Here is a 14,629-nt window from a genome sequence, read left to right as displayed (position 1 = left end):
GCCCTCTTTTAGCATTTGGGCCAGACAGTTGATTGGTTGTAGGAGCGGCCTTGTGTCGCGAAAGGGCTGCAAAGCAGCCCCAGCAATTTGTGCATATGCGCTGAAACCCGGGGGCTGCTTTGCAGCCCTTTCGCGACACAAGGCCGCTCCTACACACGCCGAGCCAGCTGGCCGGCGATAACATCAGTCTACCAGCGCAAGTCTCGCTGCCCTGCCAGCGCCTGCGGCCCAAGCCACTGCACCCCACGCAGCAAAGGCGTCAGCGCCGCCTCCGGCTGCAACTCGACCACCACCTGCGCCCGGCGCGCGGGCAGGTCGGCATCCACGGCCAACTGATGCTGCCCCTGCTGCGCCAGCTGCCCGCGCAGATGCCAGCCGCTGCGGCAATCCATTTCCAGCCAGCCCTGCCCCAAGCCCAGTGACCAGGGCTCGCTCAGGGCAAGGTCGGTTACCGTCATGCGGCCTTCGCTGGCACGGCATTGCCGCCCTGCCCCCTGCACCCGCAATGTGCCCTGCCACTGGCCGGCCAAGCGGTAATCCGTCGCCACCGTCGCCTGGGCCCCCATGGCCGTCGCCTCCAGCCGCCAGCGCCATGGCCAGCCATCGGCGCGCAACTGCCAGGCCTGGCCCTGGAAGCCCAGCTGCGCTTTCGCCTGCAAGCGCCAGGGCTGCACCGCCCAACGCAATGGCCCGACCGGCCCCAGTTGCTGCGCCTGGCCTTGCCACAGGCTGCCGCTGACCTCACGCGCTGGCAGTCCTATCCCGCGCACCACCCAACTGGCCGGCAGTTCCACCAGCAATGTCACGGCGAAAACCAGCAGCACCCACGCCACACTTCTTCGGCTCATGGCCGCACCACCAGGTCGAAGCGCAAACCCTTTTCATGCTGTTCCAGCCCCCACTGCAATGGCTGTACGCCTTCTGCACGCAGGGTCTGCAACCAGCCCTGCAGCACTCGCTCGTCGGCCAACTGCCCACGCAGTTGCCAGGTCTTGCCCTGCGCATCGACCTCGGCCAGTTCGATCTGCCGCGCCTGGGCCGACTGTCGGAGCCGCTCCAGGTTCAACTCCGGGCCGCCTTGAAGGCTGGCGGCCTGTTCGGCCAGCCCCCGCCACTGGCTGAGCTCGCGCCATTGCGCAAGGCCTGTGCGCAGGGCCAGGAAGGCCAGCAACAGGGCAATCAGTGCCCAGGCGAACTTCAAGCGATGACGCTGTATCCAGTCCCGGTTCATGAGGCTGCTCCCAGGTCGAACACCACTTGGCCGTCCTGCACCTGGACCGAGGCCCCGGCGGCTGTCGCCATGTCGCTCCATGGCGGCGCACCGCCCTCGCCCTCCAGCCGCAGGTGCCAGCGCTGGCCATCGAAGCGCACCGCTTGCAGGCGCCAGCCGGGGTGGTCACGCAGCCAGGCCTGCAACGCCGTCTGCAGGTCTTCGAGCTGGCGCGTGCGCAGCTGCTGTTGCAGTTCACTTTCGCGCAGGCGCTTGAGGGCCTGCGCGGCGTGCCGGGGGCTGGCCTGCTCACCAGTCACGGCGATGACCTGACTGCGCCAGAATTGCGCCTGGGCCCATTGCTTGCTCAACCACAGCCCGCCCCAGACGGCAGCCAGTACCAGGCAGGCAGCGAGCAGCCGTTGCTGCGGCCGGGACACCACCGGCAGCGAGCGCACCTTGCGGGTACGCTCGAACAGGCCGGGCAATGAATCGAGCGGTGCCAGCGTACTGGGCCAGTCACCGCTCAGCGGAACCTTTTGCAGCTCCGCCCACGGTTGCCGTGGCACCTCGCCCAATGCATCCGGCCAGGCCAGCCAGTGCTCCTGCCTGTCTTCGGCCAGCCCTTTGTACAAATACATGCCGGGTGTGCGCTGCCATTGCCAGGCATGGCCCGCCTCGGGGGGCGGCAGCAGCTGTAGTTCTGCCCAGCAACGTGCCACCTGCAAGCCCCATTCGGCGCACTGCCCGCGCCAGTCCTCCAGTTGCTGACGGGCCACTACCAGTAACCGAAGATGGCCGGGTTCGCGGGCCAGGCAGGCGCATGTCACCTCGTCGATGGCCTGCAGCAATCGGTCTTCGAGCAACAACGGCCATTCTTCACGCTTGAGCCCCGGCGGTGCCGGCACGCGGAAGTAGCTGCAGGCCTCGGCAGGCAGGATCAACGCCACACGGGCCTGCAGGTTCGCCGGGGGCTCGCCCTGCCCTTGGCGTTGCACAAGGCCGCCCTCGGCCAGCGCCCAGTGCCAGACAACGCCTGGTCGCAGCAACAACCACGACTGGGCCGGGCTGCGCCGCCGCCATTCAAACTTCATGAGCGCCCCCACGGGAGGGCGAAGGTGCAGACATAGGGTGCTCCGTCACGCTGCAGTTCCAGACGCACGCCACGGCCGGGGTGCGCAGGTTGGTCGGAAGGCCAGGCCAGCCAGCGGCCGCCCTGGTAATAAAGAACATTCATGGCGCTGACCCGGTCGAGCCGCTCGCGCTGGACCCAGCGTGGGGCGGCGGCGGCGTAGAGATCGGCCGAGCTTTCCAGCAGCAGGCGCTGCTCGCGGGCCTCGAAGCGCAGGCGCTGGCGCTGCAGGCGCGAGCCGCCCTCGGCTTCCGGCATGCCGGTGATGGCGACCCAGAGCAACTGGTTGCTTGCCGGTTGCCAGTCCAGCCAGCGGCTGGCCAAAGGCAGGCGCTGGTCGTAGACCCGGCGCATTACCGGGCTATCGAAGCGACGCTCCAAGGCCAGGCAAAAGTCCAGCACCGAGGTTTCCTGCGTGGTGACCTGCAGGCGCTCGCGAACCTTGAGCCAGCCGTTGACCAGGGCGGCGAGCATGATGCCGAGCACAGCAGTAAGTGCCAGGGCGACCATCAGCTCGATCAGGGTAAGGCCGGCCTGGCGGTGCTTGCTGGGCTGGGTCCCGGGCTGACGGGTATGCGCCCTCCCTGTGGGAGCGGGCGCGCCCGCGAACACCGGCGAAGCCGGTGCCATGCACCGAGTCGCCTGCTTCGCGGGTAAACCCGCTCCCACAGGGACCGCGCAAGCTTCACGACCTCTGTCACTCACGGCTGATCCAGGGGCAGGTACCTGCGCGGGGTGGAACTGGGTCTCTGTGGGAGCGGGCGCGCCCGCGAACACCGGCGAAGCCGGTGCCATCCACCGAGTCGCCTGCTTCGCGGGCATGCCCGCTCCCACAGGGACCGCGCAAGCTTCACGATCTCTGTAACTCATGGCGGATCCAGGGGCAGGCACCGGCGCGGGGTGGAACTGGGCCTCTGTGGGAGCGGGCGCGCCCGCGAACACCGGCGAAGCCGGTGCCATACACCGAGTCGCCTGCTTCGCGGGCATGCCCGCTCCCACAGGGACCGCACAAGCTTCACGATCTCTGTAACTCACTGCTGATCCAGGGGCAGGCACCTGCGCGGGGTGGAGCTGGGCCTCTGTGGGAGCGGGTTCACCCGCGAACACCGGCGAAGCCGGTGCCATGCACCGAGTCGCCTGCTTCGCGGGTAAACCCGCTCCCACAGGGACCGCGCAAGCTTCACGATCTCTGTCACTCACGGCTGATCCAGGGGCAGGCACCTGCGCGGGGTGGAACTGGGCCTCTGTGGGAGCGGGCGCGCCCGCGAACACCGGCGAAGCCGGTGCCATGCACTGAGTCGCCTGCTTCGCGGGTAAACCCGCTCCCACAGGGGCAGCACAAGCTTCACGATCTCTGTCACTCACGGCTGCTCCAAGGGCAGGCACCTGCGCGGGGTGGAACCGGGCCTCTGTGGGAGCGGGCGCGCCCGCGAACACCGGCGAAGCCGGTGCCATACACCGAGTCGCCTGCTTCGCGGGTAAACCCGCTCCCACAGGGACCGCACAAGCTTCACGATCTCTGTAACTCACTGCTGATCCAGGGGCAGGCACCTGCGCGGGGTGGAACCGGGCCTCTGTGGGAGCGGGTTCACCCGCGAACACCGGCGAAGCCGGTGCCATACACCGAGTCGCCGGCTTCGCGGGCATGCCCGCTCCCACAGGGACCGCGCAAGCTTCACGATCTCTGTAACTCACGGCTGATCCAGGCGCACGCTCCTGCGCGGGGTAAAACTGGGCCTCTGTGGGGGCGGGCGCGCCCGCGAACACCGGCGAAGCCGGTGCCATAAACCGAGTCGCCTGCTTCGCGGGCATGCCCGCTCCCACAGGGACCGCGCAAGCTTCACGATCTCTGTAACTCATGGCGGATCCAGGGGCAGGCACCGGCGCGGGGTGGAACTGGGTCTCTGTGGGAGCGGGCGCGCCCGCGAACACCGGCGAAGCCGGTGCCATACACCGAGTCGCCTGCTTCGCGGGTAAACCCGCTCCCACAGGGACCGCGCAAGCTTCACGATCTCTGTCACTCACGGCTGATCCAGAGGCAGGCACCTGCGCGGGGTGGAACCGGGCCTCTGTGGGAGCGGGTTCACCCGCGAACACCGGCGAAGCCGGTGCCATACACCGAGTCGCCGGCTTCGCGGGCATGCCCGCTCCCACAGGGGCCGCGCAAGCTTCACGGTTTCTGTAACTCATGGCCGTTCCAGGAATACGGTGTACTGGCCAAGCGGCAGGCGCTGGTCGCGGTCGGCGAACAACAGCAGCTCGCCGCGGCGCAGGTCGCGTACGCCGGTGCGGCGCAGCTGCAGTTGCCAGTGGCAGCGCTGGCCGCCCTGGCTCAGTTCACCGCCAGCCTGGTTTGCCGCCGGCCAGTATTGCTCGACGGCAAAGCGGGTTTGCAGTTCTCGCGCGCATAGCAGGCCAAGGCGGTGTTGCTGCAGGTTGTCCTGCACCGCCAGGCGCTGGCGCAAAACCTGGCTGGTGATCACCGCCAGCACCGCGGCAATCGCCAGGGCCACGGTCACCTCCAGCAGGGTAAAGCCACGCTGATGCCGCTTCATGGGGCGACCACCACCTGCAAGCGGCCATCGCGGCTCCAGGCCCATTGCTGGCTGCCATCGGCCCAGCGCCAGCGCACGTTGCCCGGTTGCGCCCAGCCATGCGGGGTGAACAACAGGCGCGGCTGCGGGCCGGCCGGCCAGTCCGGGCGCAGGCCCTTGGGCCAGTCACCAAGGGCGACTGCTTCGACCACCCAGCCATTACCCTCGCGCCGGACGAACTCCGGGCGCTGGCCATTCCAGCGCAGCCCGCGCAGCTGCCCGGCATGCCGGGCCAGCGCGGCCTGCGCCCGGGTCTCGCTCGCCAGCCGTTGCAGCGCCTGGTCGACACTGGCCTGGCTGTTGCCAAACCCGGCCACAGCCAATCCGGTCATCAGCCCGGCGATTGCCAGCACCACCAGCAATTCGATCAGGCTGAAGCCCCGCTGACGACGCACCCGTTACAGCTCCCAGTTACCCAGGTCGGCATCCTGGCCTTCGCCGCCCGGCAGGCCGTCGGCGCCCAGCGAGTACACGTCGACCCGGCCATGTTCGCCGGGCATGCGGTACTGGTACGGGGTGCCCCACGGGTCTTCCGGCAGGCGGCGCACGTAGCCGTCGCTGCGCCAGGCCCGTGGCAGCGGTTCCTGGGCCGGCTTTTTCACCAGCGCGGCCAGGCCCTGCTCGCTACTGGGGAAGCGCAGGTTGTCCAGGCGGTACATGTCCAGCGCCTGCTCCAGGGTGGCCAGGTCGGCCATCACTTTCTGCTTCATGGCCTTGTCCTGGTTGCCCAGCACGCTGGGCGCGACCACGGCGATCAGCAGGCCGATGATGAAAATCACCACCATGATTTCCATGAGGGTGAAACCGCGCTGGCGGTTACGTCGATGCTGCATGGCAGTACTCCTTGTCGTCACAGTTGCAGGCCCTGGTTGAGTTGCATGATCGGCAACAGCACCGCCAGCACGATGAACAGCACCACGGCGCCCATCACCAGGATCATCAGGGGTTCGAACAGCGCCATGGCGGTATCGACCTGGCGGGCGAAGCCGCGCTCCTGGTCGTCGGCCACGCGCTCGAGCATGTCGGCCAAAGTGCCGCTGGCCTCGCCGCTGCCGACCATGTTCACCAGCAGCGGCGGGAACTGCTGGCTGGCATCCAGCGCGCGATGCAGGCTGGTGCCGCCCTGCACCTGCTGGCGCACCTGCTCCATGGCCAGGCGGATACGCCGGTTGCCGACGGTTTCGGTGGCCACTTGCAGGGCTTCGAGCAGGGCCACGCCGCTGCCGCTGAGGATTGCCAGGCTGCGTGCCAGGCGCGCGCTTTCCAGCACCTGAAGCAGGCTGCCGATATGTGGCAGGCGTAGCAGCAGCTGGTCGCGGCGCAGGCACCAGTGCGGCTTGCGCAGCAACCAGCCGCCGAGCGCGCCGAGCAACAGGGCCAGCCCCAAAAGCCAGGGCCCGGCCTGCACCAACCCTTGGCTCAGGCCGATCAACAGCGATGTAATGAGCGGCAGGCTCTGCCCGGCATGGGCGAATTGTTCGGTGAGCTTGGGTACGACGAAGGTCATCAGGCCTACCACCACGGCAAGCGACACCCCCATCAACACGGTGGGGTAGATCAGCGCGGTACGTGCCTTGTGCTGCTGTCGTTGAACCTGCTCCAGATGGTCGGCGAGGCGGGTCAGCACCTGGGCCAGGCGCCCGGAGCGCTCGCCGGCCTCGACCAGCGCGCAGTACAGGCCGGTAAACGGTGCCCCCTGACGCGCCAGGCTGCGGGCCAGGCCCAGGCCTTCGGCCAACGAGCCGCGCAAGGCCACCAGCACACTGTGCAGGGCGGGCTGGCGCAGTTGCCGTTCCAAGGTAGCCAGGGCGTCGACCAGAGGGATGCCAGCACCGGTCAGGGTGGCCAGCTGCCGAGTCAGTTCGCACATCTGGGCGCGGCTCAGGCGCTGACGTCGTGGTTGTCGGGTGCCGGCTTCGTGACGCTGCAAGCGGCGGGCGAACAGGCCCTGCTCACGCAACAACTGGCGGGCATGCCGTTCACTGTCGGCCTGCAAGCTGGCCTTGTGGGTCTTGCCGGCGAGGTCGACGGCCTGGTAGCGATAGGTCGGCATGGCTCAGCCCTGCACCACGCGCAGTACTTCGGCCAGGCTGGTCTCGCCACGGGCCAGGCAGTCGCTGGCCATCGCCACCAGGCTCTGCCGGCGCTCGGCCAGGTAGTCCTGCATGGCCAGTTCACTGGCGCCGTCGTACAACAGGCCGATCAGCCCGGCATCCAGCTCGATGAATTCATACAGGCCCAGGCGCCCGACATACCCGCTGCCCTGGCATTGCTCGCAGCCCACCGCGTGGTAGCTGCTGCCCAGCGCCGCCAGTTCGGGCCACAGGTCGCGTTCCGCCGGCTGCAGCGGGTGCGCGACGGCGCAACTGCACAAGCGCCGCACCAGGCGCTGGGCCAGTACGCCGCGCAGGCACGAGGCGATCAGGAACGGTTCGATGCCCATGTCGCGCAGGCGGGTCACCGCGCCCACCGCACTGTTGGTGTGCAGCGTGGACAACACCAGGTGGCCGGTGAGGCTGGCCTGTACGGCGATCTGCGCGGTCTCCTGGTCACGGATTTCGCCGAGCATGATCACGTCCGGGTCCTGGCGCAGGATGGCGCGCAGGCCGCTGGCAAAGGTCAGCCCGGCACGCGGGTTGATCGCAGTCTGGCCGATGCCGGCGATAGCGTATTCCACCGGGTCCTCGACCGTGAGGATGTTGCGGCTGCCGTCGTTGAGGCTGTTGAGGCTGGCATACAGGGTAGTGGTCTTGCCCGAACCGGTAGGCCCCGTGGACAGCACGATGCCGTTGGGCCGCGCCAGGCAACTGCGCAGGCCCTGCAACACCGCTGCCGGCATGCCCAGGTTGACCAGCGCCAGCAGGCTGGCCTGCTTGTCGAGCACGCGCATCACCACCCGTTCGCCGTGGATGCCGGGCAGCGTCGAGACCCGCACATCCACTTCGCGCCCCGCCGCACGCAGGGTGATACGGCCATCCTGGGGCTGGCGCTTTTCGGCGATGTCCAGACGGGCCATGACCTTGATCCGCGACACCAGCATGGCCGACAGCGCACGCGGTGGGCGCAACACTTCGCGCAGGTGGCCATCGACCCGCAGGCGCACCACCAGGCTCTGCTCGAAGGTTTCTATATGAATGTCCGAAGCGCGCAGGCGCAGGGCCTGGCCGAACAGGCCGTTGATCAGGCGGATCACCGGGGCTTCGTCGTCGCTTTCCAGCAGGTCCTCGATGCGCGGCATTTCGCTCATCAGGCTGTCCAGGTCGACCTGGTCGCCGATGCCTTCGATCAGCGCCTCGGTGGCAGCATCGCCGGCCTGGTACAGCTGGCCGAGGCGTTCGTCGAACAGTGCAGGCTCCAGGTATTCGAGCAGGCTGGGCTGGCCGTGCACGCGCAGCAGCTCCTGCAATTGGGCGCTGTCGGCGTCGTGCCGCAACCATAGCTGCCAGCCCTGCTCCGCAGGGGCCATGGCCACCCCGCTCTGCCGTGCCTGGCGATAAGGCAGCATCACCAGTCACCGCCTTCCAGCCGTGCGCGGCTGGAGGGGAACACCTGCAGCAACGGCGTAGCGTCTTGCGCATCCGCAAGGTCGGGCAACTGCAGCGGTGTGGTCTGCTGCAAGGTGCGGTACTTGTCTTCGCTGAGCCCGGCCAGGCTCGGCCCGTCACGCAGGATGCGCGGGCGGATGAACACCATCAGGTTCTGCTTGGTGTTCTTGGTGGCGTCGGAGCGGAACAGCCGGCCCAGGTAAGGGATATCGCCAAGCAGCGGCACGCGCTGGTCGCTGGTGCTCAGTTCGTCGCTGATCAGGCCGCCGAGGATCACCAGGCCGTTGTCCTCGACCATGACCTTGGTCTTGATCTCGCGCTTGTTGGTGATCACGTCGCTGGCAGCCGTAGTGTCGGCAATCGACGACACTTCCTGGACGATGTCCAGGCGCACGCTGTTGTCGACGTTGATCTGCGGCTTGATGCGCAGCTTCACCCCGACTTCCTTGCGCTCGATGGTCTGGTACGGGTTGGCGTTGTTCTGCGTCACCGATCCAGTGACGAAGGGCACCTCCTGGCCGACCAGGATCGACGCCTCGGCGTTGTCCAGGGTCAGCAGGGTGGGCGTGGACAGCAGGTTGAAGCCGCTCTTGCCCTTCAGCGCGTTGACCAGCATGGCGAAGTTGAAGCCGCCGCCGAAATGGCCGATACCCGCCATGGCGCCGGTGGTGCTGGACAGCAGGTCGCCAAGGGCCTCGTTGTCGCCACTGGCAGCGGCCCCGGCGATGCTGGCGATGTTTACCCCGTTGCTGCCGAAATTGACGATGCCGGCACCGAACTTCTCGTCAGCGAACAGCCACTGCACGCCCAGTTCCTGGGCGCTGCTGTCGGATACCTCGGCGATGATCGCTTCCACCACTACCTGGGCACGGCGGATGTCCAGCTGCTCGACGATCGCACGGTAGGCGGCCAGCTCGCTGTCGGGGCCGACCATGACCACGGCGTTGGTGCCTTCTTCGTATTCCAGGCGGATGCCCGAGCCTCCGGCGACAGGCACTACGGGCCTGTCCTTGCCCTCTGCTTCGCCCGCACCTTCAGAGGGCGCCATGCCTTCCTGGCTGAGCCCACGCAACACCTTGACCACTTCGCCAGCATTGGCATGGCGCAGGTAGATGACCTGGGTACTGCCGCTGCCTGGTGCGTCCTGGGGGCGGTCAAGCTGGCGCAGCAAGCTGGCGATACGTTCCAGGTTGCTGCGCCAGTCGGTAACTACCAACTGGTGCGCCGCCGGATAAGGTGTGATCACACCGACCCGTGGGTCGATCAGGGGTTTGAGAATGCCCAGCACCTGCTCGCTGGCGGCGTTGCGCACATTGAATACCCGCGTGGCCACGCTGTCGCTGCCTTCCCCCTGCTGCCCTCCCGCCTCCACCGGCACAGGCTCCAGGCGAGCGGCCTGGTCGGGAACGATCTTCACGCTGCCGTTGGGCAGGTCGACAGTGGCGTAGCCCTGGGCACGCAGCTGTGCCAGGAAGATGTCGTAGATGGCATCGGCGTCGTGCAGGTCGACGGTGCGCACGGTGACCTTGCCCTTGACGCGGGGGTCGACGATGAAGGTGGTGCCGGTGATGCGCGACACGCTGTCGATGAACTCGCCCAGTTCGGTGTCGACGAAGTTCACCTCGTACATGGGCGTGCCATTGTCGTCGAACACCGGCTCTTCAGCACAGGCCATGGACAGGGCCAGGCTCAGCGCGGCCGCCACGCAATATCTAACAGGCATCGTTCATCCTTGCCGCTTGAAGCCGGTCACGGCGGGGCGTGGCGGCCAGGGCAGGCGTTCACGCCGCCCCTGATTGTTGAAAATCAGGCCATCGCTGTCGATGTCCTGCAGCACGATCCCTGGCGCCAGGCGCTGGCCGCGGGCCAAGGTGCGCACCTGCTCGCCATAGCGCAGCACCACCACGCTGGAGGCCAGCGGCTGGGCCTTGAGGCCACCCAGGTATTGCAATGGCAGGCGGGTGATGGCAATGGCACCGTCGTCGACGGGTACCTGCCAATGGCCGACCATCAAGCCAGGCAACGGCTTGTCGGGCGCGGCGGGCGCAGTGGCCGGTTGCGGCTGGCGGCCCAGTTGCAGCACGCACTGGGCGGCCAGCCAGCCGGCCAGGGTCAGGCCAGCGCCAGTCAGCAGGCGCGAGGCGAGCATCACGAGGCCAGTTGCCTTGGGTGCCAGCCCGGGTGCCCCTGCACGTAGCGCACTTCGGGCAGTTGCAGCGGCGCCAGTTGCCAGTCGCTCGCCTGGCGGGCGAGCCAGGCTTCGACCCGTTGCCACAGCGGCTCGCCGGCCTGGGTTTCGAATTGCAGGCCAAAGGTGCGGCACAGGCCCTGCACCGGTTCCAGGCCACTGATGCGCTTGCCTTGCGGGCTGTAGCTGACACGCCAGGCCTGGCCCTGCCAGCGCGGCAGGTCCTGGCTGTTGTCCAGCAGCAGCGGGTCGCCGAACAGTTGCTCCGCGGCGTTTTCCAACACTTGCTCGACCTGCCGGGCCGGCGCTTCGACCACCGGTGCCGGGTAGCCACCGGTGAGGCTGATCAGGTGTTCGCGGGTAATGGCCGCCCCGGCGGGCAGCGGGTAGTCGTAACGCAGGCCCGGCAGCAACACCGGCATTCTGCTGTCGTCGGCCAGGGCCTGATGCAGCAGGCGGTCCCAGCTGCCGCCTCGGGTATCGCGGCGCCACAGCGCCTGGGGCGCGCGGGCCAGCGGTTGATCGAGCCAGGCCGCGTGGCCGGCGCGCTGCTGGCGCAATTCTGCCTGCAATGCCCCGACTCGCTGCTGCGCGGCCGGTGCCAGGTGTTGCTCAAAGGCCGGGAAGAAACGCCCGTCGAACTGCCACAGCCCGGCCACGCGCTGGCAGCGCAGGCGGAAGGCGCCGCTGCCCCGGCAACCGGCGAACAGCACCGGCACGCGGCGACCGCTGGCCTGGCTCACCTCGACCGGCGCCGGCCACAGGTCCTGGCCGCGGGCGCACAGCAGCACGTCGATCTGCGACACCCGCTCGGCCAGCCACAGACCCGGCCCGGTACCGACATCGGCCATGGCCACCACCAGGTCGGCCTCGCGCCGGGCTTGTTCGAACACCGGCTGCAATGACTGGTACCACTGTTTAAGGGAGGCTTTCTGGTCCTGGGCGTAGGGGTCGGTCACGCCGACCACGGCAATACGTGCACCGCCGCGTTCGAAGACGTGCAAGGCTTCCAGGCCCAACGCCCGGCGTTGCGTGTCTGCCAGCCCGGCGCCCAGGGTAACGGCGCCAGCCTGGCGATACAGCGCCGGGCTGCGCTGTGGCCACAGCACGCGCTCGTCGCTGCTGACCCGCGCTTCACTGCCCAGCAGCTGGCTGCCCTGCAGGCCGCTTTCGCCTTGGGTCAGGTAGGCCAGGCCACTGCCATTCCAGCCCTGGCCGTTTTCCAGGGTCAGGCTGTTGCCCGCCCCAGCCTCGCCGCGCAGCTGCTCGAGCAACGCAGCCAGCACCGCGTAGCCGCCCAGCTGGGCAGATGCAGCCTGGCTGGCATCGAGCAGCGGCGCCAGTTGCGGGTAGGCGATGCTGGCACTGCTGCCGGTCATCCATGGGGCGCGGCCCAGGTGGCTGACCGGCCCCAGGCGGGTGGCCGGCACCACCGCCTGGCCAGGCTGGCGGGCATCGAGGGTGTCGGCCACGTACAGCAGGTCGAAGCTGGCATTACCGCCCTGCTGCCCGGGAAAGGCGGAGCAGGCGCCGAGCAACGGTGCCAAGGCACCGATACCCATCCAGCCGATCACTTCGCGCCTGTGCACACTGCTTGCCATCGAACCCGCCATCCTTATCCATGTTCATTCAGGGCCCCGGATGTTGCGGCGTTGGCATTACAGTTTGATGGCAGAAATCCGACAGCCATTCCAAAGTGATCTGTACAGCACGCTTCTAAGAGCGAGTTGTTTTAAAACCCCCTTAACATTTCTGCCAATGAATCATCATATTTGCGCACTAAAGTCGCGGTTTCCTCTAACTCAGCCAACATAAGGACACCCTGATGAGTCGAGATACCGGCGACAACCTGGACCGGAACCAAAGCGGCAACCTGCCGATGGCCAACGTCATGGACGCCTACCTGAGCCGCCGCAGCGTGATGCGCGGCAGCCTGGGCGCCGCCATCGCCATGATTGCCGGTACCGGCCTGACAGGCTGCTTCGACGGTGGTGGTTCCGATCACGATGATCCGGTCACCGAGCCACCCGTGACTGAGCCGGAAGTGCCGAAACTGTCACTGGGCTTCCAGTCCATCCCGGGCTCGCGCACCGACGCCTGCGTGGTTGCCGCCGGCTACAGCGCCTACGTGCTGGCGCCCTGGGGCACGCCGATCAACAGCAACGGCAACCCGTGGAAGTCCGACGGCAGCAACACCTCGACCGACCAGGCCAACGCCATGGGCATGCACCATGACGGCATGCACTTCTTCCCCATCAACGGCAGCTCCGAAGACGGCCTGCTGGCGATCAACTTCGAGTACATCGACACCGCCGCCCTGCACCCGGCCGGCCCGACCACCGATGTGAACGGCAAGCGCCCGGTCGAGGAAGTGCGCAAGGAAATCAACGCCCATGGTGCCGGCGTGGTGCGCCTGCAGAAAATCGGCGGCCGCTGGCAGGTGGTCGACAACGACCCGCTCAACCGCCGTTTCACAACCGCCTCGCGCATGGAAATAACCGGCCCCCTGCGCGGCACTGATCACGTGAAGACCAAGTATTCGCCGGACGGCACCCACTGCCGCGGCACCAACAACAACTGCGGCAACGGCTACACCCCCTGGGGTACCTACTTGACCTGTGAAGAGAACTGGCCAGGCATCTTCGTCAACAAAGGTACCCGCCCTGAAGACCAGCGCCGCATTGGCGTGGGCACCTCCAGCGGCCAGTACAAGTGGGAAACCGCAGCCGGTGACAGCAGCGAAGTGGCCGACGAATTCGCTCGTTTCGACGTCACCGTCAAAGGCGCCAGCGCCACCGACGACTACCGCAACGAAGCCAGCACCTACGGCTACATCGTCGAGATCGATCCGTACAACAGCGCCACACTGGCCACCAAGCGCACCGCGCTGGGCCGTTTCCGCCACGAAGGTTGCTGCCCGGGCCTGGCGGTCGCGGGCAAACCGCTGGTGTGGTACATGGGCGACGATTCGAACAACGAGTACCTGTACAAGTGGGTGTCCACCGCTGTGTGGGACGCCGCCGACGCCAACCCCGCCGACCGCCTGGCCACCGGCGCCAAGTACCTCGACCAGGGCAAGCTGTACGTGGCACGCTTCAATGCCGACGGCACTGGCGTATGGCTGCTGCTGGACGTGGGCACTGCGACCACTGGCGGCAGCACCTTGGGTGCGCTGTATGGCGACCTGCCGGGCATCATCCTCAACACCCGTGGTGCTGGCGATGCGGTGGGCGCAACGCCGATGGACCGCCCGGAATGGACCACGGTCAACCCGCTGAACGGCGACGTGTACCTGACCCTGACCAACAACAGCGCGCGCACCCCGGAGAAGGTCGATGCAGCCAACCCGCGCGGCCCGAACCGTCACGGCCACATCATCCGCTGGCACGACAGCGACGACCAGCTGAGCTTCACCTGGGACATCTTCGTGTTCGGCGCCAACGCTGCCGGTACGGCCGACATCAACCGCTCCGGCCTGACCGAACTGAACCAGTTCGCCAGCCCGGACGGCATGAGTTTCGATAGCCGTGGCGTGTTGTGGTTCGAGACCGACAACGGCGAGAGCACCGTGACCGACTACACCAACGACCAGCTGCTGGCAGTGATCCCCACCAATCTGGTGGATGCCAGTGGCAAGCAGGTGCCGGTGAACGCGCAGAACCAGGTGGACCTGCGCCGCTTCTTCGTCGGGCCGAATGGCTGCGAGGTGACCGGCATTACCTTTACCCCGGACAACAAGACGCTGTTCGTCAACATCCAGCACCCGGAGAACTGGCCGTATACCGACAAGGCCACCGATGCCACCCCGGCAGGTGCCACGGTAAGGCCGCGGGCTGCGACCGTGGTGATCCAGCGTATCGATGGCGGGGAGATCGGCACCGCCTGATTGATCTGCGCACGGGGGCCGCTTTTGCGGCCCTATCGCGACACAAGGCCGCTCCTACAAGGGATCGCATTCCC

General features: G+C 67.4%; 13 protein-coding genes. 1 reads left to right on the top strand and 12 read right to left on the bottom strand.

Annotated elements, in window-relative coordinates; genetic code table 11:
* Positions 1-188: 188 nt before the first annotated feature.
* From CAG00_RS14345 to CAG00_RS14245, 12 genes are all read right to left on the bottom strand, one after another.
* Positions 189-848 carry a general secretion pathway protein GspN gene (locus tag CAG00_RS14345; protein WP_085664558.1) on the bottom strand — a complete coding sequence of 220 codons (660 nt, stop codon included), beginning with the start codon at positions 846-848 and terminating at the stop codon, positions 189-191.
* Positions 845-1,231: a type II secretion system protein GspM gene (gspM, locus tag CAG00_RS14340; protein ID WP_085664557.1), complete on the bottom strand. Its 387-nt coding sequence runs from the start codon at positions 1,229-1,231 to the stop codon at positions 845-847. Before gspM ends, CAG00_RS14345 begins: the two co-directional genes overlap by 4 nt.
* A complete protein-coding gene (gene gspL / locus CAG00_RS14335) occupies positions 1,228-2,304 on the bottom strand; it encodes a type II secretion system protein GspL (protein ID WP_085664556.1) in 1,077 nt (358 codons plus the stop codon). Before gspL ends, gspM begins: the two co-directional genes overlap by 4 nt.
* The gene (locus CAG00_RS14330; RefSeq protein WP_085664555.1) at positions 2,301-2,972 is read right to left on the bottom strand and encodes a prepilin-type N-terminal cleavage/methylation domain-containing protein; all 672 of its coding nucleotides are present in this window, start codon (positions 2,970-2,972) and stop codon (positions 2,301-2,303) included. The genes gspL and CAG00_RS14330 overlap by 4 nt, the downstream gene beginning before the upstream one ends.
* 1,556 nt (positions 2,973-4,528) lie before the next feature.
* Positions 4,529-4,897, bottom strand: a complete 369-nt coding sequence (locus CAG00_RS14280) for a type II secretion system protein GspI (RefSeq protein WP_085664552.1) — start codon at positions 4,895-4,897, stop codon at positions 4,529-4,531.
* Entirely contained in the window at positions 4,894-5,331 is a 438-nt protein-coding gene (gene gspH / locus CAG00_RS14275) for a type II secretion system minor pseudopilin GspH (protein WP_085664551.1), read from the bottom strand. The genes CAG00_RS14280 and gspH overlap by 4 nt, the downstream gene beginning before the upstream one ends.
* 3 nt (positions 5,332-5,334) lie before the next feature.
* Entirely contained in the window at positions 5,335-5,769 is a 435-nt protein-coding gene (gene gspG / locus CAG00_RS14270; RefSeq protein WP_013971171.1) for a type II secretion system major pseudopilin GspG, read from the bottom strand.
* Between the two features lie 17 nt (positions 5,770-5,786).
* Positions 5,787-6,989 carry a type II secretion system inner membrane protein GspF gene (gene gspF, locus CAG00_RS14265; protein WP_085664550.1) on the bottom strand — a complete coding sequence of 401 codons (1,203 nt, stop codon included), beginning with the start codon at positions 6,987-6,989 and terminating at the stop codon, positions 5,787-5,789.
* A gap of 3 nt (positions 6,990-6,992) precedes the next feature.
* Positions 6,993-8,441, bottom strand: coding sequence for a GspE/PulE family protein (locus CAG00_RS14260; RefSeq protein ID WP_085664549.1), 1,449 nt, complete (start codon positions 8,439-8,441; stop codon positions 6,993-6,995).
* A complete protein-coding gene (gene gspD / locus CAG00_RS14255; RefSeq protein WP_075043924.1) occupies positions 8,441-10,204 on the bottom strand; it encodes a type II secretion system secretin GspD in 1,764 nt (587 codons plus the stop codon). The genes CAG00_RS14260 and gspD overlap by 1 nt, the downstream gene beginning before the upstream one ends.
* 3 nt (positions 10,205-10,207) lie before the next feature.
* Positions 10,208-10,633, bottom strand: a complete 426-nt coding sequence (locus tag CAG00_RS14250) for a pilus assembly protein PilZ (protein WP_176240886.1) — start codon at positions 10,631-10,633, stop codon at positions 10,208-10,210.
* Positions 10,630-12,270: a lipoprotein UxpA gene (locus CAG00_RS14245; protein WP_085664548.1), complete on the bottom strand. Its 1,641-nt coding sequence runs from the start codon at positions 12,268-12,270 to the stop codon at positions 10,630-10,632. Before CAG00_RS14245 ends, CAG00_RS14250 begins: the two co-directional genes overlap by 4 nt.
* 224 nt (positions 12,271-12,494) lie before the next feature.
* Between CAG00_RS14245 and CAG00_RS14240 the strand changes: the two genes are divergently transcribed.
* The gene (locus CAG00_RS14240) at positions 12,495-14,555 is read left to right on the top strand and encodes a PhoX family phosphatase (protein ID WP_085664547.1); all 2,061 of its coding nucleotides are present in this window, start codon (positions 12,495-12,497) and stop codon (positions 14,553-14,555) included.
* Positions 14,556-14,629 lie beyond the last annotated feature (74 nt).

Source organism: Pseudomonas sp. B5(2017) (genome assembly GCF_002112825.1).
GTDB lineage: Bacteria > Pseudomonadota > Gammaproteobacteria > Pseudomonadales > Pseudomonadaceae > Aquipseudomonas > Aquipseudomonas putida_Z.
This window is presented reverse-complemented; position numbering and strand designations above follow the sequence as displayed.

What these genes read in the sequence shown, in the direction of transcription:
- CAG00_RS14345 (WP_085664558.1), bottom strand. Translation starts at nt 848, where the DNA reads ATGAGCCGAAGAAGTGTGGCGTGGGTGCTGCTGGTTTTCGCCGTGACA.
- gspM (WP_085664557.1), bottom strand. Translation starts at nt 1,231, where the DNA reads ATGAACCGGGACTGGATACAGCGTCATCGCTTGAAGTTCGCCTGGGCA.
- gspL (WP_085664556.1), bottom strand. Translation starts at nt 2,304, where the DNA reads ATGAAGTTTGAATGGCGGCGGCGCAGCCCGGCCCAGTCGTGGTTGTTG.
- CAG00_RS14330 (WP_085664555.1), bottom strand. Translation starts at nt 2,972, where the DNA reads ATGGCACCGGCTTCGCCGGTGTTCGCGGGCGCGCCCGCTCCCACAGGG.
- CAG00_RS14280 (WP_085664552.1), bottom strand. Translation starts at nt 4,897, where the DNA reads ATGAAGCGGCATCAGCGTGGCTTTACCCTGCTGGAGGTGACCGTGGCC.
- gspG (WP_013971171.1), bottom strand. Translation starts at nt 5,769, where the DNA reads ATGCAGCATCGACGTAACCGCCAGCGCGGTTTCACCCTCATGGAAATC.
- gspF (WP_085664550.1), bottom strand. Translation starts at nt 6,989, where the DNA reads ATGCCGACCTATCGCTACCAGGCCGTCGACCTCGCCGGCAAGACCCAC.
- CAG00_RS14260 (WP_085664549.1), bottom strand. Translation starts at nt 8,441, where the DNA reads ATGCTGCCTTATCGCCAGGCACGGCAGAGCGGGGTGGCCATGGCCCCT.
- gspD (WP_075043924.1), bottom strand. Translation starts at nt 10,204, where the DNA reads ATGCCTGTTAGATATTGCGTGGCGGCCGCGCTGAGCCTGGCCCTGTCC.
- CAG00_RS14245 (WP_085664548.1), bottom strand. Translation starts at nt 12,270, where the DNA reads ATGGCAAGCAGTGTGCACAGGCGCGAAGTGATCGGCTGGATGGGTATC.
- CAG00_RS14240 (WP_085664547.1), top strand. Translation starts at nt 12,495, where the DNA reads ATGAGTCGAGATACCGGCGACAACCTGGACCGGAACCAAAGCGGCAAC.